Source organism: Kineosporia mesophila (assembly GCF_021129235.1).
Lineage (GTDB): Bacteria > Actinomycetota > Actinomycetes > Actinomycetales > Kineosporiaceae > Kineosporia > Kineosporia mesophila.
In genome coordinates, this window is the sequence record NZ_JAJOMA010000002.1 from 79,186 (window position 1) to 97,183 (window position 17,998).

Here is a 17,998-nt window from a genome sequence, read left to right on the forward strand (position 1 = left end):
GCTGCTCGATACGGCACCCCCCTCTGACCAGGGCAAAAGGTTTGAATAACGTCCCAGCAGGTCCACCTTGAAAGACGCTAGTCAAACCCGGTGGTCGACCGACAACGTCGCACCCACAATCGCCCTGCGGATTCGTGTATGGGTCTATGGCATCCCCCGTCGGGGATGCGAACCCCGGATGCTCCTTCAAGTCGCTGGCAGCTCCGACTTGCAAGACTGGGCCCCATTTCGCAAATGCGCATTTGGCGTCGTTTTGGCGGACCTACTAGCAAGGTACTTGCTTACAAGGACAGGTGGTGCCGCCTTCGTCGAACGGGACGAGATGGTCCAGGTCGCAACGATTTGAGGGCACACCGCAGCCCGGGAACGTGCAGGTTTGATAGCGGGCGTTGACCTGATCGGTGAGGACCCGTCCCGGATGGTAGCGATGGGCCTGCGGCGTTGAATGGTCCCGGCCGTAACTGCACCCGGGCGCGGGGCCTGCTGATGAATCAGGCTGCCCATTGCTTCCTGCCGCCGCCCCTGGAACCGGCAGCAGGGTGATGTCTCGCGCGGAGACTGCGATGCGGCGGGCCAGGTCGGCGGGGACGGCTCCGTACCCCTGCAACAGGCCGGGGACGTTGTCGAGACCGAGAAGTGTGGCGTCTGTGATCGTGATGACCAGGTGCGGGCCGTGGCCCTTCTTCCTCGGAAGGCTGGGCAACTCCCACCAGGCCGGTATCCGGCCCAGCGGAAGAGCGGAGAATCCGAACCCGCCGAAAGAATCGGAGCGCGCCTGGTCAGCGGCTTCGTCGAGGTTCTCATGGGCTCGATGACGGCAGGTGGGACAGGCCGCCGGTTCTACGCGCTCATCGGAAGGTCTCGCCGGCCTGGTGACTGCGGCGGCAGTACGGCCGGCATCCCTAGCGTGAGTGTTCCGGGCGGCATCACCGGACGGCTCGGATGTCCCTGAAGAATCGGGCAGCTCGGACGTCCTGCGCGGCTCGGGCGCCCCGGAAGACTCGGACGTCTTGGACGCCCCGGAAGACTCAGGCGTCTTGGGTGCCCCGGAAGACTCGGTTGGTCTGGGCGCCCTAAACGGTTCGGACGGTTCGGACGCCTTGGGTGGCCTGGACGGTTCGGCCGCCCTGGACGGCCCGGGTGCACCAGTCATGTCATGTGCGTCGGGCCCGGTGGAAGAGCCGTTCCCCTTCTCGTCCGTCGGTTCTGGTTCTGGTTCGCCGTCGTCCGCCCGCCGGTCCGTCTCATCGTCTGCCTGCTCGCGGCGGGTGTCATGGGCGAGAGGAATGTCGAGACCTTCAGCCAGAGCCTGGACGATGGCGGTCAGGGCGTCGGCCCGGCGCTGTTCGTGTGTGCGCGGATCGGTTCGCCCCTCGGCCAGGAGCCGGTCGCGGCAGGCATCGGCCATGGCGTCGAGCACGCCGTCGAGGAGCTGACCGTCGTCGGCGGCCAGAATGGCGTGCACAGCGGTCATTCCGTCGGGCAGTAGCTCCGTCCAGACGCTTCGTGCCCGGCGGGCCTGGGCATGTCGTTCGTTGGCGCCGTCAGGAGCCAGGCCGAGCAGGAGCTGGTCGATGAGAACCTGGAGCGCGTGGTACGGGAGGGAAGGCGCCTGCTCGGCCAGCGCCACCTGGAACAGGAGCCACTGCGGGCAAACGGGCCCGAACCATTCGGGCTTGTGCGGTGGCCGGTGCAGACGGTCGTTGATCAGCCTGGCCCTGTCCCAGTCCAGGCGACCGGTCTCGAACAGGGCAGCGATCATGGGAAGGTCGCGGGGTAGTTCGACCGAAGTACGGGCCAGGCTCCAGGCACTGTTGCGCGAAAGCGTCAGCTCGGGAGCGAGCTGCGCCGAGACGAGTGAACCGGACCGGATCTGCGAAGCGGTGTTGGGACCGAACGCATCGGTGAGTGTTTCGTCTTCTGGTGTGGGCCTTTTGCTGTTCCGGGTGGATCGCGGACTGCGCTGCACCGGCTGGGTGTGCTCGACCAGTTCTCTCACGCAGCCGAGCTGCCAGGCCCTCAGTTGCCGCAGCATGAGTTCGCTGTCGACGATGCTCTGCAGAAGAGCGCCGTTCGAGGATCTGTCGGCATCCAGGACCCGGGCCAGGGCGTCGGGCGAGACGAAAGCCTCTGTGGACATGAGTCCTTCGCTGAGCATGCTCATGAGTGAAACCCCCGTCTCGCCCGGATCGTCGCGGTCCCCACCGCCCAGAACCGATACTAGACGCCCCCACCGACAATCTTCCCCGGATCCGGCGTCCTCTGCCGAAAGCCCCAGATCAGTGACACATCACTGCTTTTTGTAGCGCCTTTCGAAGCGGGCGATGCGGCCCTCGGTGTCGGCGGTGCGGGCGCGTCCGGTCCAGAACGGATGGCTGGCGCTGGAGATCTCCACGTCGACGACCGGGTAATCGTGGCCGTCCTCCCACCGGATCGTGCCTCGGGAGGCAATGGTCGAGCGGGTGAGGAAGGCGGTGCCGGAACTACGGTCGCGGAACACGACCGGGCGATATTCAGGGTGGATGCCAGGTTTCACGTCAGCCCTGCCTTCCTTTCCATCGTGGGTTCTTCTTGTTGATGACGAAGACCTTGCCGCGTCGGCGTACGACGATCGACCCCGGCTTCTCCTTGAGCGACTTCAGTGAGGCGCGTACCTTCATGAACTCTCCTTAACGGTATTTCAGGCGCTGAGGTCGTCGATGTCCATCTCGTCGTGATCCCCGAGCCAAGGTCCGAAACCGTCGTCCGTCCCGTTCCAGCGACCGAGTCCACGCTCCATCTCCTGGTCGGTCAGGAGAGCCCGGTGGAAGGCTCTGCGTACCGAATCCCGTTGTGGACCGGTTCCGGTGACGCGCAACCGGGTGGTCCGCACCTCTCCCGACCAGGTGCCGGCCGTACCGATGCTGAGCTGGCCGCCGGCACCGTCCCAGATCCCGACGACCGAGGGTCGCCCCGGCAGCCAGAAGGTTCCCCGCGCTCTCATCGGCCCGTCGCCGAGACCTTGTAGTTCGGCGTGCAGACGGTCCGGGTGGAAAGGTTTATGAGAGTGCAGGTCCAGCGACCAGATCTCCTGGGTGTCGGTGGAGCGAATGGCGGGAAGGCGGGTCAGGTCTCCCCGGGAATCGTCCGGAGAGCGGTGGACTCCGACCAGCGACGGTGTATCAACCTCATTGATAACGCTTCTCGGTAGATCGGGACTGGTCAGATGGTTGATCAGATTGTGTTCGCGACGTCCTGCTGGGGTGTCGAACAGGATGATGTCCGCGTATTCCAGTTGGGTGGCGAGCGCCTCACCCACCGATCTGCGATCGTCCGGGTGGAGTTCGAGACCACGTTCGGCGAGCAGGTCGTCACCGAAGAGGTCGTCGAAAAGGCTTGCCGGGGAAACGGCAGCGATCACTGCCGCAGCCCTCGCTCCAGGTAGCAGGCCTGCTCCCGGCCAGGGCTGGACGGCGTGGATCAGGGGATGGGGCTCGGTGCTGACCGGTAGGCCGACGATGATCTGCGTGGGCCGCTGCGGAGAACCGAGCAGCCCACGGAGCACCGGCAGCAGATCCTCGCGTAGCGCGCACGACAGGCAGCCGTGGTCCAGTGGTTGTGTGTGCTTGTCCCGGATGCCGGACCAGTCGTGCACCACCCGGTGCAGATGGCCGTCCGGGGTGATGTCGTGGCGCACGGCCACGGCTTCCGGAAGGTCGAGAAGCATGGCTGCGATGGCGCTGTCGCGCAGGACCGGGTCGATCGAGGCGACGGTCAGGACGGGGACGTCGGGCATGCGGCCAGCTTAGATGGATTGAGAATCATTTTCAATAAGATAATCTGGTGCCGTTTCATTCCCGGCTCTCCTGGAGGCAGGCTTGTCCCGCGTTTGCATGGTCACCGGTGCCGTTCCCGGCTTCGGTCACTCCATCTCCCACTCCCACCGGCGTAACAAGCGGCGGTTCGACCTCAACATCCAGTCCAAGCGGTACTGGGTGCCGTCCCTGGGCCGGAGCGTGACGCTGACCGTCAGCGCACGGGGCATCAAGACCATCGACCAGCGCGGCATCGATGCCGTGGTGCGGGCGATCCGGGCGCGCGGGGTGAGGCTCTGATGGCGAAGAAGAGCAAGATCGCCCGTGATGAGCAGCGTCGTGAGATCGTCGCCCGGTATGCCGAACGTCGTCTCGAGCTCAAGCGGCTGAGCGTGAATCCGCAGGTGTCCGAGGCCGAGCGGGCTGGGGCGATGGCGGCCCTGCACCGGCTGCCCCGAAATGCGTCCCCGACCCGGCTGCGCAACCGCGACCTGGTGGACGGGCGTCCGCGGGGGTACCTGGGGCGGTTCGGGCTCTCCCGGGTGCGTTTCCGGGAGATGGCCCACCGTGGCGAACTGCCGGGAGTGACCAAGTCGAGCTGGTGAACAGGGGAGGGCGGGCCGTGCCGTCATTCGGCACGGTGCTGCCCTCCTGGTGCGGTCGGCGGAAATGGGTGGGGGGACGACCTCACAATCGGGGGGTGCCGGAGCGTTTACCTGGTGACGGGGCAGGTGGTCGGCAGGGGAGGGGAACCGTGGGCGGGTACAGGCGGGTCTATACGCTGCTCAGTGCCGATGGTCGGCTCTACTCTTCGGATGTTCCGGGGCTGCTCGGTGGCCATCGGCGTTTGAAGGTCTACGGCCGTCTGGACTGTCCGTCGGCATTGAGGGCGATCGGTCAGTGTCGGGTGGGGCAGACGGGTGGCTACCTGAAGTACCGGGTGTTCTTCGCGTCCGAGGCCGTCGCTATCGCTGCTGGGTACCGGCCCTGTGGCGCTTGTCTGCCCGTGAAGTACCAGGCCTGGCGTGAGGCGCAGTCGGCGGGAGATCGAGTGCAAGAGGGACGCGCGCGGGAAGGGCGGTCGAGGGAGCCGGTCGTGGAGGGGCGGCCGGTTGGGAAGCTGCCGGACGAGAAGCTGTCGGCCGAGAAGCCGTCGGACAGGAAGCAATCGGACTAGAAGCAATCGGACGAGAAGCAATCGTGGGGGAGGCGGTCGGTCGGCAAGAACTTGGTGGGGAAACGATCGGTCGAGGAAGATCCGGCCGGGAGAGACGTGGCCGGGGGAGAATGTCAGGAGGGGCCGGAATGAGCATGCTGTTCGGTGACGAGTTGTTCGAGCGCCCGCGGCGCGAGCTGGCGCCCGGCGCCTACTGGGTGCCGGGGTGGCTCACGCTCGAGCAGCAGGCCTGGATCGTGGCCCGGTTCCGGGAATGGGCCGACGGGCCGGTTCCCCTTCGGGGCGCTGTCGTCAACGGGCACGAGATGAGTGTGAAAACGGTCTGCCTGGGCTGGCATTGGCGTCCGTACCAGTACACCCGGGAGGCCGTCGACGTGAACGGCAGCCGGGTGCTCGATTTTCCCGACTGGATGGTCCGTCTCGGTCGACGGGCGCTCGCCGAGGCAACGGGTGATCTGCCGGCCGGGGAGACGTACACGCCCGACACCGCGCTCGTGAACTATTACGACCAGCAGGCCCGGATGGGCATGCACCAGGACCGGGACGAGGCGGCTCTGGACCCGGTGGTGTCCTTGTCCATCGGGGACACGTGCCGCTTCCGGTTCGGTAACACCGAGAACCGGGGGCGGCCCTACGAGGACATCGATCTGGCCTCGGGAGACCTGTTCGTGTTTGGAGGCCCCTCAAGGCTGGCCCATCACGGCATCCCGAAGGTCTATCCGGGCACGGCTCCGGACGGGTGCGGTCTTGGCCGCGGGCGTATCAACATCACCATGCGGGTCACCGGGCTGCCGGGCTGAGAGACCCGCGCGTCGGTGACGGTAGGCATGCGACCCTGCTGGCGACCGGCCGGCGTTCATCGCCCGCAGCCCACCTGGATGGGGGCCTGGGCGAAGCTCTGGATGGGGTTTCCGAGGAGGAATCTCGAAGGGAGGAACCCTGGACGGAGGAGCTCTGGATGGAGAGGTCCTGGACGGATGAGTCCTGGATGCAAGAAGACGGTGCCCCGACGATCAAGGCAGTCCTGTTCGACCTGGACGGCACGCTGCTCGATCATGAGAGCGCCGCAACGACGGCCCTGGCGCAGGCGTGTGGGCTGGGCCGTGACGATCCGGCACTACCGGAGTTACTGCAGGTCTGGCGTGAACTGGAGGGCTCGGTCTTCGACCGGTTCCTGGCCGGGGAGCTCACCTTCACCGAGCAGCGCCGGGTGCGGGTCGCCGCCCTGGCCCGGCACCGTGGGCTCGGAAGCTGGACGGACGAGCAGACCGATGCCTGGTTCACCGGTTACCTGCAGGACTACGAAGCAGGATGGCGTGCCTACGACGATGCCGCCGAGATCGTCGACTGGTTGGTGGCCCGGGGGCTGAAACTGGGCGTCGTCACGAACGGACAGGGTGACCAGCAACGACGCAAGCTCACGGCAATCGGCTGGGACACCCTGACCGACGTGGTGCTGGTGTCGGGCGAGGTGGGTGTGTCCAAACCGGATCCGGCCATCTTCGTCCAGGCCTGTCAGCAACTGGATCTGCCTGCGGAACGGGTGCTCTGCGTCGGGGACCGGCTCGACCTGGACGCAACCGCCGCACGCGACGCGGGGCTGGCCGGAGTATGGCTGGACCGGGCCGGCAGGGGTGGAGGTACTGGGTCGGGTGTGCCAGTGATCCGGGGGCTGGGCGAGCTACCGGACCTGATGCTCCTCAGACCGCCCAGCCGGTGGCCGCCGCCCATGACTCGGCCCGGTCGGTGATGGCGGCGATCAGGGTGCCCTTGGCCTTGGCGTACGCGTTCACGTCCGGCCAGTCCCGCAGAGCCAGTTGTCGTTTGAGGTTGGCGTAGGCGTCACGGTCGGACTGGTCCTGACGGAGCCAGTCGCGGAAGAGGAGGTGCCGGCGTTCCCACTCACTGCCGGCCGAGCAGACGTGGACGTGGACGGTGAGCTCGGGGGTGCGAACCATGCGGTGATCCGGCTCGCGTACCCGCAGCTGGTATCCGGCGGACTTGAGAGCCGGCAGGTAGTCGGTCTCGTCGTCGGCGTCGACCACGCTCAGATCGATGTCGATGATCGGCTTGGCGGTCAGGCCGGGGATCGAGGTGGAGCCGACATGGTCGATGCGTGAGGCTTTTCCACCCAGAGCGGCCGCGATCTTGTCACGCTCGTGCTCGAACATGGAGGGCCAGGAATCGCTGTATCCGACGAGGACGATGTCGCGTTTCTCAGGGCCACCGATGAGCTCAAACGTCACATGAACAGTATGCCGCGAAGACTTTCCCGGTGGATGGCCAGGGTGCGAATCGCGGCGCCGAATTGCGAATTATGGGGTGGTTTGCGATGAGAGGATTGTTGTGCCTCGTACTGATTAGCCCTGACGGGGACCCCGCAGCTTCAGTGGGTCATCTCCAGCCGCAGGGTGAACACGCTGCCGCTGGGCTGGTTGTCGTGCTGCCCGACGGCCCCACCGTTCGCCTCGGCCAGGCTCGCCACGATGTGCAGCCCCAGGCCGTGCCCGGTCGTGCCGCCCGCTCCCGCGTCAGCCGCCCGGGTGAAGCGCTTGAACAGGTGCTCCCGCACGTCCGCCGGCACACCGGGTCCGTTGTCGTGCACCCCGATGGTGGCGAAGCCGGCCTCCGTGGTGACGGTGACCGCCGTGGCGCCGCCGCCGTACTTTACGGCGTTGGTCAGGAAATTGGTGATGATCTGCTGCAGGTGCTGGGGATTCACCAGTACCTGTACGTGCTCGGGGCAGGACACCGGCACCTTCTGGTCGGCGGTCTCGACCACCTCCTGCAGAGCCCCGCGCAGCGACACGACCTCGCGGTGGGCCTGCAGTTTGCTGGTGTCCCGGCTGCACATGGCCAGGACGTTGAGCCGCAGCTGGTCGATGCGCTGCGCCGCCCTGACGATCTTCGCCGCCGTCCCGGGGACGTCCACCGGCCCGTCGGAGTCACCCAGGATCTCCCCGTAGCCGAGGATCGTGCTCAGCGGCGCCCCGATGTCGTGCGAGAGCATGCCCATCAGGTCGATCTTGAGCTGGTTGGCCTCCTCCAGCTCGGAGTTCGTGTCCACCAGCTGGTGATTGCGCCGGGCCAGGGTGGCCAGGGCCTCGTCCCGTTCGCGCTGGATCACGAGCTGGGCGCTGATGTCCTGCACGAACCCGATGAGGTGCAGGGGCTGTCCGTCCGCCTGCCGCACCAGCCGTACCCCGACCTGCGAGTCCACCGCGTGCCCGTCGCGGTGCACCAGCCTCTTCGTGTGCTCGTACGAGTCGTAGTCGCCGGAGTAGAGCCCGGCCAGCTGCCGGGCCGCGCGGGGCTGGTCGTCGGGGTGGGTGAACGACGAGTTGACCATGCCGATCATCTCGTCGGCGCCGTAACCGAGCATCCGCGCGAAGGCGTCGTTCACCCGGATGAACCGGCCGTCCAGCCCGATGATCGTCTGCCCGATCGTGGCCTGGTGGAACTGCACCCGGAACTGCCGTTCGCTCGCCCCGAGTCGTTCCTCGGCGTGCCGGCGCTCGGTGATGTCGGTGTTGGTCTCGATCACCTCGTGGCCGGTGCCGTCGGCGGTGGAGCGCACCACGTGCTGGCTGAGCGCGACCACGACGGCGCCGTCCGCCCGGCGGTGCCGGAGCTCACCCTGCCAGCGGCCGGTCGCCATCAGCTGCGTCTCGATCTCCGGAAGTCCCTTGGGGAAGGCGGTGTTCAGCAGCCGGTGGATGTTCCGGCCGATCACTGCCTGGGCCGGCCAGCCGTACATCTCCTCGGCGCCGCGGTTCCAGGAACGGATGGTGCCGTCCTGGTCGCGCACGACGATCGCGGCCGGGGCGGCGTCGATCAGCTCGGCCTGGCGGCGCATCTGCTCCTCGCCCGCCCGGCGGGCGCTGATGTCGTGGACGAATGCGTGGCAGACCGGGCGACCGCCGGTGCGGGTCACCTGGGCCGAGACCTCCACGGGGAACGTGCGCCCGTGCCGGTCGATCGCCGGCAGCTCGGCCCGTTCCCGCAGGGTGGGGCTGCTCTGCCCGTCGTCGTACCCCGGGAAGAGGGCGTCGGCGTGAGCGTCCTGGGCCCCGGCCGGCACGATCAGCCCGGCCAGCCGGGTTCCTACGGCGATCTCCCGTTCGAACCCGAAGAGTCTTTCCGCGGCCGGGTTCCACTCCAGGACGACACCGTCGGCGTCCACCGACAGGTAGGCGTCGTTGGTCGCGGTGAGGATGGCCCCGAACGTCGCCGAGGACTCCCGGGCCTCCCGGGCCGCCTGTTCCAGGGCGATCTCCGAGGCCACCGCCGCGGCGAGGTCCTCGAGGATGTCCAGTTCCTGTTGCGTCCACTCGCGGGGTTTGCCGTCGATCGCGCACAACGATCCGTAGGTGCCCGAGTCCAGCCGGATCGGCATGCCCGCGTAGCTGACCACCCCGATGTCGTGCACCGCCCCGTTGCCGGCCAGGACCTCGTCCTCCCGCGCGTCGGTCACGACCAGCGGGGCGTCGTTGTCCACCACGTACTGGCAGAACGAGTGCGAGAGCGGCGTCTCACCCGCGTCCGCCCACGGCTGGGGCAGGCCGAGCTGACTGACGAACACCTGGCGCTCGCCCGTGACCAGGGAGACCAGGATGGCGGGGGCGTCGAGCAGGCGTGCCGCCAGGCGGGTGAGGCGTTCCAGGCCGGCGACGGGAGGGCGGTGCAGCAGACCGGTGGCCTCGACCGCGCGAATGCGCTGCTGGTCGAAGACCGGGCTGTTCTCGAACACCGGACGGGCCGCGACCATTGTTTCCCCTCGGCGGATCCGGTAGGCCCCTTGAGCCGGTCGGAAGCCGCGTGACCGCCGGACGAGTGATGCCCGTGCGATCCCGGACCCCCGCCCTATGCTCGACCGCAAGAGCCCTGAGGACTCGGTGAATCCAGTGGACCAAGAAGACTGGAACGCTCGGACGACGGCGAACGGGACGGCGGACTGATGGCACTGCTGGACGGCACCTCCTGGCACGGCAAGATCTGGACCGGTGGCTGGACGGACGGTTCCGGAGGCGTCTACGACTGCGTGGAACCCGCCACCGGGGAGAAGGTCGCGCAGGTCGGCCGGGCTACCCCCGGCGATGTGACCGAGGCCGCCGCAAGAGCAGCCGCGGCGCAAAAAGACTGGGCCGCAAGATCGTTCGAGGAGCGCGCCGCCGTGCTGCGCCGGGCCGGGGACCTACTCGCGCAGAACGCGGACGAGATCAAGGGCTGGCTGGCACGTGAGGCCGGCACCGTCCCGCCGTTCGGCGACTTCCAGGTCCACACCAGCGCGCAGGAGTGCTACGAGGCGTCCGCCCTCCCCAGCCACCCGTACGGGGAACTGCTCCGGACCGCAGCGCCCCGGCTGAGTTTCACGCGCCGGCTCCCCGTCGGCGTGGTCGGGGTGATCGCCCCGTTCAACGTGCCGACCATCCTGGCGATCCGCGCCGTGGCCCCCGCGCTCGCCCTCGGCAACGCCGTCGTACTGAAACCCGACCCGCGGACCGCCGTCGTCGGGGGCACCCTGTTCGCCGAGGTGTTCGCGCGGGCCGGAGTGCCCGAAGGTGTCTTCCAGGTGATGCCCGGAGGGGCCGACGTCGGTGAGGCCCTGATCGTCGCTCCCGAGGTCCGGGTGATCGCGTTCACCGGGTCCACGAAGGCGGGCCGGGCCGTCGGGGCGATCGCCGGGCAGCATCTCAAGCGGGCACACCTGGAGCTGGGCGGTAACTCGGCGCTGGTCGTCATGCCCGACGTGGACGTGGAGAAGGCCGCCGCGGTCGGGGCCTGGGGCTCGTTCCTGAACTCCGGCCAGATCTGCATGGCGACCAGCCGTCACCTCGTGCACGAGTCGATCGCCGACGCCTATGCCGAATCACTCGCCGCGCGGGTGGAGAAACTGCCGGTGGGCGACCCTTTCCGCGAGCAGGTGGCGCTCGGCCCGCTGATCGACGCCGGGCAGCGCGACCGGGTGCACGAGCTGGTCACCTCCAGCGTCGCGGCCGGGGCGACGCTGCTGACGGGGGGCACGTACGACGAGCTGTTCTACCGCCCGACAGTGCTCGGCCGGGTCCCTCAGCAGGCGCCGGCCTTCCAGCAGGAGATCTTCGGCCCGGTCGCTCCGGTCACCGCCTTCGGGTCGGTGGACGAGGTGGTGGCCCTCGCGTCCGGGTCCGAGTACGGTCTGTCACTGGGCATTCTCACGAAGGACGTGTACGCCGGGCTGGCGTTCGCGCAGCGGGTACCGGCCGGGCTCGTGCACATCAACGACCAGACGGTGAACGACGAGGCCGTCGCCCCGTTCGGTGGGGTCGGGGCGTCCGGCAACGGTTCCCGCGCGGGTGGCCCGGCGGCGAACATCGAGGCGTTCACCGAGACCCAGTGGGTCACGCTGCGCGGCGATCTTCCGGTGTACCCCTTCTGAGGGCAGCATTTCGGCTGGGGCGTCGGCGGCACCCGCAGGGCGATGAGGGTGAGCAGGCCGCCACCCCACAGCAGACCGCAGCCCGGGAGACCGCAGTCCGGCAGATCGCAGTCCGGAGTGCCGCACCCCGGCCACTCGAACAAGCTGAAGCAGTCACTCGCCCAGGCGCAGGTCGCCGTGCAGGTGTCGGCGCAGTCGTAGCTGTCCCCGGCCCGGCGCCATCAGCGCCTCCAGAAATCCTCGGACTCATGATCCGACCATTGATCCGGCAACCCACGCATCCGGCGGATTCTGGCAGTCCGGCAGCAGGATGAAACATCCCGGAAGGCGCATGATCACCGTGTTCCGAGCCACTGGCCCAGCTCGGCCCCGGCCCGCTCCAGCAACGGCTCGGCGTCCCGCATGGCGATCTCGGCAGAACCGGCCAGCTCGACCAGGGCCGTGATCGACCGCACGCCGAGTTCCTCCAGCCCCGCCCGGCTCGCCACCCGTCCCGCCACGATCGCCGCGGGCACCCCGGCGGCCTGGGCCCGTCGCAGCACCTCGGCCGGTGCCTTGCCCTGCAGGCTCTGCTCGTCCCAGGAACCCTCGCCGGTCACCACCAGCTGAGCCGCCGCCAGGTCCGCGTCGAAACCGATCGTGTCCAGCACGTACGGGGCGCCCGGGGTGAGCCGCCCGCCCAGACCCCCGAGAATCCCCGCCCCCACACCGCCCGCCGCTCCGGTACCGGGAACGTCCGGGGAGAAACCGGGCCGCAACAGCCTGGCCCAGCGCTCCAGAGCGGCGTCGACCAGCACGATGGTGGACGCGTCGAGCCCCTTCTGCGGTCCGTAGACGTGAGCGGCGCCCTGGCTTCCGGTGAGGGGATTGCGGACGTCGGTCACGGCGACGATGGCGACCCCACCCAGGCGGTGGTCCAGACCGGACCGGTCCAGGTTGTCCACCACCAGCAGACCGGAGGCGTCGGGCGTCACCAGTTGGCCGTCCCGATCGGTGGCCACCGCCCCCAGGGCCGCCAGCAGACCGAGCCCGCCGTCGGTCGAGGCGCTGCCGCCGATCGCGACGTGGATGCGCCGCGCGCCCAGGTCGAGCGCGGCCCGGATCGCCAGGCCGAGACCCCAGCTGGAGGCGTGCAGCCCGTCGAGCCGTCCCTCCGGAAGCTGTACCAGGCCGCAGATCTCGGCCAGCTCGACGAACGCCTCGTCACCTCGCCGCCCGATGACCGACCGCCGGGGTACCAGCGTCGGCCCGGCGACCTCGACGTCCACCGCCTCGAACCCGTTCTCCAGCAACACTGCGAGAGTTCCGTCGCCCCCGTCGGCGACCCTCCGCGTCCGTACCTCGATCCCCGGGGCCGCAGCCCGCAGCCCGCGCGCGATCGCCGCGTTGGCCGTGGCCGCGTCCAGCGTGCCCTTGAACTTGTCCGTCGCGACGAGCACACACCGCTCGTCCGGGAAATTGCTCACCGAGCGCACCTCCGTCATCCATTTGGGTTAATTGTCGGCGAAATCGCTAACACTCAGCGTTCGCAGGGCTCATAGTCAACGTTCGTGACATCGACAAGTGCACATCACCGGATCCCAGCACTCGACGGCCTGCGCGGCCTCGCGGTGCTGATGGTGGTGGTCTCTCACGTCAGCAGCTACCACGCCGAGTTGCTCGGGCCCGCGGGCGTGGCGATCTTCTTCGTGCTGTCCGGCTTCCTCATCACCAGCCTGCTGCTGGCCGAGCGGGACCGGTACGGCCGGGTCAACATGACGGACTTCTACATCCGGCGCGGTCTGCGGCTCTTCCCCGCTCTCGCGCTGCTGGTGGTGCTGACACCCCTGGTGCTCTGGCTGGCCCACGACCCGCGCCTGCACGACGTCCTGCCCGGCCTGCTCGGCACCGTGTTCTACATCCAGGACTTCGAGAGCGCGACCGGCCACGTGTCGGTGCTCGCCCACGCGTGGAGCCTGTCGGTCGAGGAGCAGTTCTACTTCGTCTGGCCGCTGCTGCTCAGCCTGATCATCGGTCACGCGCGCGGGGACCGCCGCCGGATCACCGCGATCGTGCGCAACATCTGGATCGTGGCGCTGATCTGGCACGTCGTGTCGATCGCCCTGCTGAGCTACGACTGGACCTACTACTCGCCCGACAGCAACGCGATCTTCCTGTTCACCGGCTGCCTCCTGGCCACGTCCGTGCGCTCGCAGGCCAAGCTGCGCGTGCCCACCCCGGCCGCCGCCGGCGGTCTGGTCGTGGTCTGCCTGGTGCCGCTGTTCCTGACCCGGCTGCCGGAGGCCGACTGGCGCGAGGCCACCCTGCTGATGTTCCCGGTGGTACTGGTCAGTGCCCTGCTGGTGCTCGGCGCGGCCACGCTCAAGGTGCTCGCCAACCCGGTGCTGCGCTGGTTCGGCACCCTCTCGTACGGGCTCTACCTCTGGAACTGGGTGTTCATCAGCCTGGAACCGCACGGCCGCGCCCTGACCGGCAAGGAACGCGGAATCGCGGCCGTTGCGGCGGTCATCGCCGCCGCCGCCTCGTGGTATCTGTTCGAGAAGCCGATCCTGCGGCTGAAGTCGAGGTTCCAGCGGGTGACCACGCTCCCGGCGGCCTCCGCGCTGGCGGACGACGAGCCGGCGCGGACGACGACCCCCGGTCGTACGGTCGTGCCCGTGCGTCGCACGGATTCGGCGCAGCCCCCCGCGCAGCCCCCCTCGCAGCCCCACGCGCAGGCCGCCCCACCGGTACGCCAGGTGCTGCCGCCGGTCACGGCCACGTCCGACACCGTGCCGATCGCCATCGTGACGGCCTCCCGGCAGCCGGGTCGTCACGCCCGCTGAGCTGTCGGGGCTCGTTACCGGGGCTCGTTACCGGGGCTCGGTCACCGGGGCTCGGTCACTGGGGCTCGCTGCCCTCGGCGTAACAGAGGGCGTAGGCGGCGTCGGCCTTCTCGGTCAGATCACTGACCTTGGTCAGCAGCTCGGTCACCTTCTTGCCGTCCTCCTCGGTGCTGACCGTCAGGTCCTGCGCCTGCGCGTTCGCGGCGTCGACCTGGGTCGTGAGGTCGCGGTACTCCTCGCAGGCCTGGCCCTTGGCCGCCTCGGCGCTGTCAGCACTGTCGGCACCATCCGTACTGCCGGTGCTGCTGCCGTCGCTGCCGGTCGGGGCCGGGTTGCTGTCAGAACCACCACCGCTGCAGGCCGTGAGCAGCACGGCGGTACCGAGGGCGGCCAGGACCGGGGCTACATGTCGTCGGGGGCGCACGACCACGAGCATGGACGCCTCGACGGCGCCGGTGAAGTGGCTTGGGAGACGCTTAACCACCCGCACCGCGAAGCTTGACCCAGCGCCCGGAACGAAAGACTCGATCAGAGACTGACGAACCGCTTCCCGAAGATCGGGTCGGGGTTGGCCCGGGCCTGGTGGACGGCGACCGGGGTGGCCAGGCCGAGCCAGGCCGCCTGGGGCAGCAGTGCTGCCGCGGCCACCCTGTCGTGCCGGGCCAGCAGGGGCAGGGCCGCCGCGGTGACGACCGCGTCGGTAGCGGTCCAGGCGGCGGCGAGCACAGGACTGCGGCGCCGGAAGTAGGCGTAGGAGAAGCTCACGTACACGGCGGCATCGACCGCAGCCAGCGCGAGCAGCCGGCCCCGGTCCGGGCCCGGCACCGTCCGCGCCGCCCGCAGGGTGGCCACCGACCAGCCCAGCTTGGCGATCGCCCAGGCCGGACCGAACGCCGCGGGCGGCGGGGCGTAGGAGGCCTGACGCAGGGACCGGTAGTAGGCCGGGTCATCCGGACGGCCCGCCGCGGTGCCGGCGAGCATCAGCCCGCCGGCGAGGGCGACGGGTCGCACGGACGCCCGCAGGGCCGTGGACAGTCTGGTTCGGGCGCTCACCGATCCAGCTTCGGCGACGGCTGCTCCCCGCGCACGTCGGAGGGCACGTCGGAGGGCACGTCGGAGCGCACCTGGGAGGGTCGCTCGAACAAGGCAGTGACCAGGAAGTCCAGGCCGAACCAGGGCGATTCGCCGGGCTGGGCCAGCATCGGCCGGATCTCGACCTCGGTCAGGTCCTGGAACAGCCAGCGCAGGTCGCCGGGGGAGAAGGCGAGACCACCGGCCAGCGACTGTGTCCGGTACAGGTCGGCATCCGGATCGTCCGAGCCCATCCGCCCGGCGGCGAAACAGGAGACGCCGAAGTGGCCGCCCGGCGCCAGCAGCCGCTCGAGCAGTGCCCGGTAGCTGACCCGGCGGTGCGGCGGAAGGTGGTGCAGGCAGCCGGAGTCGTAGATCAGGTCGTACGCCCCGGTCAGCTCACGCCCCGCCTCCTGGAAGGCGTCGCCGACGACGAAGTTCACCGTCAGACCCTGTTCCTGCGCGCGTTCCCGGGCCCAGGTCGTAGCCTCGTCGGACAGATCGATCGCGTCGACGGAGAAGCCCCGCGAGGCCAGGAACAGCGCGTTGCGTCCCGGTCCGGCGCCGAGGTCCAGCGCCCGGCCCGGCCGGATCCGGCCGGCCTCCAGATGGGCCACCAGGTTCTCGTCGGGCTTGTTCGTGAAGAACGGCACGGACCGGTCTCGCCCGGCGTAGAAACCGTCCCACCAGGTCCCGCCCGCGTCGTCACTCCAGCGGTCTGCGGAGGTAGGAAACATGCTGTCCAGCAACCGTAGTGCGTCTTCCACAGTCCGCACGTCCCGTCGGCCCGGCCGGTGATCCGCTCGCAACCCCTGTCCCATTCGCGACAATCTACCCCCGTGTCAGAGGTCTTCAGGGCACCATCCACGACAGCACCGGTGAGGCCTGCAGCACGACGAGCAGACACATCACCGGCAACAGGATCACTGTCGCCTTCAGCACCGCCCGGAACAGCTCGCCCTCCCGCCCGGCCAGCCCGACGGCGGCCGCGCCGATGGCCAGGTTCTGCGGGCTGACCATCTTCCCCAGCACGCCGCCCGACCCGTTCGAGGCGGCCAGCAGCAGGGGATCGAGCCCGGTCTCGGCCGCCGCGCTCACCTGCAGGGCCCCGAACAGCGAGTTCGACGAGGTGTCCGAGCCGGTCACGGCCGTGCCGAACCAGCCCAGCAGCGGCGACAGCAGCGCGAAGAAAGAGCCGGCACCGGCCAGCCACACCCCCAGCGTGGTGGTCATGCCCGACGTGTTCATCACGTAGGCGATGCCCAGCACCGCCACCACGGTCAGGATCGCCGTGCGCAGCTGCGCCAGTACTGCGCCGTAGGCCCGGGCCCATTCGGCCAGGGACAGGCGCAGCAGCAGACCGGTCAGCACCCCGGTCAGCAGCAGCACCGTGCCACCGGTGACCAGCCACTCGAACTTGAAGGTGGTGAGCGCCAGTTCACTGCCGTCGGCCTTCACCACGTCGAGCCCGGGCCAGCCGAACCGCACCGAGGGCCGCAACAGGGTCTCCTTCACCGCCGGGATCGCGACGATGCTGAACAGGGCGATCACGATCAGGTAGGGCGCGAAGGCCAGCCATCGGTCGTGGCGCTCCGGGTTCTGGAGAGTCTCAACTGAGGACGACGGCGAGACCGCCGCCTTCTCCTCACCTTCCCCTCCTTCGGCAGGACCGGGAGGCGCGACGGAGCCGGAAGGCTCCTGGACGTCCACCATCGGGTCCGGTGACCACCCCCGCAGGAACACCAGCACGGTTCCCGCCGAGACCAGGGCCGCGGCGATGTCACTGAGTTCGACCGGCCCGTAGTTGGACACGGCGAACTGGGCGAGCGCGAACGACACCCCGCAGACCGCGGCCACCGGCCAGACATCCCGCAGGCCGCGCCGCCCGTCGAGCAGGTAGAGCAGCAGGAACGGCACGATCAGCGCGAGGAACGGCACCTGCCGCCCGGTCATGGCGCTGACGTCCCGCAGGGGCAGCCCCGACACCTGGGCCAGTGTGATCACCGGCGTGGCCACCGCGCCGTACGCGACCGGGGCGGTGTTCGCGACCAGGGCCGTGGTGGCGGCCTTCAGCGGGCTCAGCCCGATCGCCACCAGCATCACCGAGCAGATCGCCACCGGCGCCCCGAACCCGGCCAGGGCCTCGAGCAGGGCCCCGAAGCAGAACGCGATGATCACGCCCTGGATCCGCACGTCCGGGCTGATGCCGGTGAACGTGCGCTGGAGGACGTCGAAATGGCCCGACCGGCGCGTCAGCTCGTACACCCAGAGGGCGTTGATCACGATCCACATCACCGGGAACAGGCCGAACGCGGCCCCCTCGGTCGCCGCCAGGAGGGCCTGACCGGCGGGCATGGACCAGACGAGCACGGCCACGACCAGCGAGAGGGCCAGCCCGGTGAGGGCGGCCAGCCAGGCCCGCACCCGGAACACCCCGAGCATGACGAAGAGGACCACGAGCGGGATCGCCGCGCAGAGGGCCGAAGCGGCGAGACTGCCGGCCAGCGGATCGAGTTCCTGTCGGTACATGAGCATGCCTCCACCACGACGCACGACGATGTGACGGTCCGGGAGTGTTCCCGCCATCGTGCGCCCGGTGCTCCGGTGCCGGCAGCCCTAGGTGCTGGTGTAGGCGCCGTCCAGGAGGATCAGCGGTGGACGGGGCCAGGAGTGTTGCTCCAGCCCCTTGTTCAGGAAGATGGCATGGTCACCG

At 69.1% G+C, this 17,998-nt stretch carries 17 protein-coding genes; 6 read left to right on the top strand and 11 right to left on the bottom strand.

What is annotated here, in order from left to right:
- Positions 1 to 265: 265 nt before the first annotated feature.
- The 4 genes from LR393_RS03420 to LR393_RS03435 all read right to left on the bottom strand — a co-directional run bounded on the left by LR393_RS03420 (position 266) and on the right by LR393_RS03435 (position 3,775).
- Positions 266 to 2,140, bottom strand: a complete 1,875-nt coding sequence (locus LR393_RS03420) for a DUF222 domain-containing protein (protein WP_231481496.1) — start codon at positions 2,138 to 2,140, stop codon at positions 266 to 268.
- A gap of 150 nt (positions 2,141 to 2,290) precedes the next feature.
- Positions 2,291 to 2,536: a type B 50S ribosomal protein L31 gene (locus LR393_RS03425; RefSeq protein ID WP_231481497.1), complete on the bottom strand. Its 246-nt coding sequence runs from the start codon at positions 2,534 to 2,536 to the stop codon at positions 2,291 to 2,293.
- A gap of 1 nt (position 2,537) precedes the next feature.
- A complete protein-coding gene (ykgO, locus tag LR393_RS03430) occupies positions 2,538 to 2,660 on the bottom strand; it encodes a type B 50S ribosomal protein L36 (RefSeq protein ID WP_231481498.1) in 123 nt (40 codons plus the stop codon).
- A 20-nt stretch (positions 2,661 to 2,680) separates the two neighbouring features.
- Entirely contained in the window at positions 2,681 to 3,775 is a 1,095-nt protein-coding gene (locus LR393_RS03435) for a GTP-binding protein (RefSeq protein ID WP_231481499.1), read from the bottom strand.
- 82 nt (positions 3,776 to 3,857) lie between these two features.
- Here LR393_RS03435 and rpmB point away from each other — a divergent pair, with 82 nt between their 5' ends.
- The 4 genes from rpmB (at position 3,858) to LR393_RS03455 (ending at position 6,721) form a co-directional block, all read left to right on the top strand.
- Complete coding sequence (gene rpmB, locus LR393_RS03440) at positions 3,858 to 4,094, top strand: 50S ribosomal protein L28 (RefSeq protein ID WP_231481500.1); 237 nt, start codon at positions 3,858 to 3,860, stop codon at positions 4,092 to 4,094.
- The gene (gene rpsN / locus LR393_RS03445; protein WP_231481501.1) at positions 4,094 to 4,399 is read left to right on the top strand and encodes a 30S ribosomal protein S14; all 306 of its coding nucleotides are present in this window, start codon (positions 4,094 to 4,096) and stop codon (positions 4,397 to 4,399) included. The genes rpmB and rpsN overlap by 1 nt, the downstream gene beginning before the upstream one ends.
- Positions 4,400 to 5,099: 700 nt before the next feature.
- Positions 5,100 to 5,771 carry an alpha-ketoglutarate-dependent dioxygenase AlkB family protein gene (locus LR393_RS03450; RefSeq protein ID WP_231481502.1) on the top strand — a complete coding sequence of 224 codons (672 nt, stop codon included), beginning with the start codon at positions 5,100 to 5,102 and terminating at the stop codon, positions 5,769 to 5,771.
- Between the two features lie 158 nt (positions 5,772 to 5,929).
- Entirely contained in the window at positions 5,930 to 6,721 is a 792-nt protein-coding gene (locus tag LR393_RS03455) for an HAD family hydrolase (RefSeq protein ID WP_231481503.1), read from the top strand.
- Here the strand turns inward: LR393_RS03455 and LR393_RS03460 are convergent.
- Together LR393_RS03460 and LR393_RS03465 are read right to left on the bottom strand one after the other, a co-directional pair.
- Complete coding sequence (locus LR393_RS03460; protein WP_231481504.1) at positions 6,672 to 7,217, bottom strand: GrpB family protein; 546 nt, start codon at positions 7,215 to 7,217, stop codon at positions 6,672 to 6,674. The genes LR393_RS03455 and LR393_RS03460 overlap by 50 nt on opposite strands.
- 140 nt (positions 7,218 to 7,357) lie before the next feature.
- Positions 7,358 to 9,739: a PAS domain S-box protein gene (locus tag LR393_RS03465; RefSeq protein ID WP_231481505.1), complete on the bottom strand. Its 2,382-nt coding sequence runs from the start codon at positions 9,737 to 9,739 to the stop codon at positions 7,358 to 7,360.
- A 189-nt stretch (positions 9,740 to 9,928) separates the two neighbouring features.
- On the opposite strand from LR393_RS03465, the gene LR393_RS03470 reads away from it, so the two are divergent.
- Positions 9,929 to 11,389, top strand: a complete 1,461-nt coding sequence (locus LR393_RS03470) for an aldehyde dehydrogenase family protein (RefSeq protein ID WP_231481506.1) — start codon at positions 9,929 to 9,931, stop codon at positions 11,387 to 11,389.
- A gap of 335 nt (positions 11,390 to 11,724) precedes the next feature.
- On the opposite strand, the gene LR393_RS03475 is transcribed toward LR393_RS03470, so the two are convergent.
- Positions 11,725 to 12,855, bottom strand: a complete 1,131-nt coding sequence (locus LR393_RS03475) for a glycerate kinase (RefSeq protein ID WP_231481507.1) — start codon at positions 12,853 to 12,855, stop codon at positions 11,725 to 11,727.
- 84 nt (positions 12,856 to 12,939) lie between these two features.
- Between LR393_RS03475 and LR393_RS03480 the strand changes: the two genes are divergently transcribed.
- On the top strand, positions 12,940 to 14,214 hold the full coding sequence (locus tag LR393_RS03480) for an acyltransferase family protein (RefSeq protein ID WP_231481508.1): 1,275 nt from the start codon (positions 12,940 to 12,942) through the stop codon (positions 14,212 to 14,214).
- A gap of 55 nt (positions 14,215 to 14,269) precedes the next feature.
- Here the strand turns inward: LR393_RS03480 and LR393_RS03485 are convergent, their stop codons facing one another.
- The 4 genes from LR393_RS03485 to LR393_RS03500 all read right to left on the bottom strand — a co-directional run bounded on the left by LR393_RS03485 (position 14,270) and on the right by LR393_RS03500 (position 17,814).
- A complete protein-coding gene (locus LR393_RS03485) occupies positions 14,270 to 14,698 on the bottom strand; it encodes a hypothetical protein (RefSeq protein WP_231481509.1) in 429 nt (142 codons plus the stop codon).
- Positions 14,699 to 14,742: 44 nt separating this feature from the next.
- A complete protein-coding gene (locus LR393_RS03490) occupies positions 14,743 to 15,267 on the bottom strand; it encodes a tryptophan-rich sensory protein (RefSeq protein ID WP_231481510.1) in 525 nt (174 codons plus the stop codon).
- Complete coding sequence (locus tag LR393_RS03495; RefSeq protein WP_231481511.1) at positions 15,264 to 16,022, bottom strand: class I SAM-dependent methyltransferase; 759 nt, start codon at positions 16,020 to 16,022, stop codon at positions 15,264 to 15,266. Before LR393_RS03495 ends, LR393_RS03490 begins: the two co-directional genes overlap by 4 nt.
- Before the next feature lie 115 nt (positions 16,023 to 16,137).
- Positions 16,138 to 17,814 carry an L-lactate permease gene (locus tag LR393_RS03500; RefSeq protein ID WP_345718924.1) on the bottom strand — a complete coding sequence of 559 codons (1,677 nt, stop codon included), beginning with the start codon at positions 17,812 to 17,814 and terminating at the stop codon, positions 16,138 to 16,140.
- Between the last annotated feature and the right edge of the window lie 184 nt (positions 17,815 to 17,998).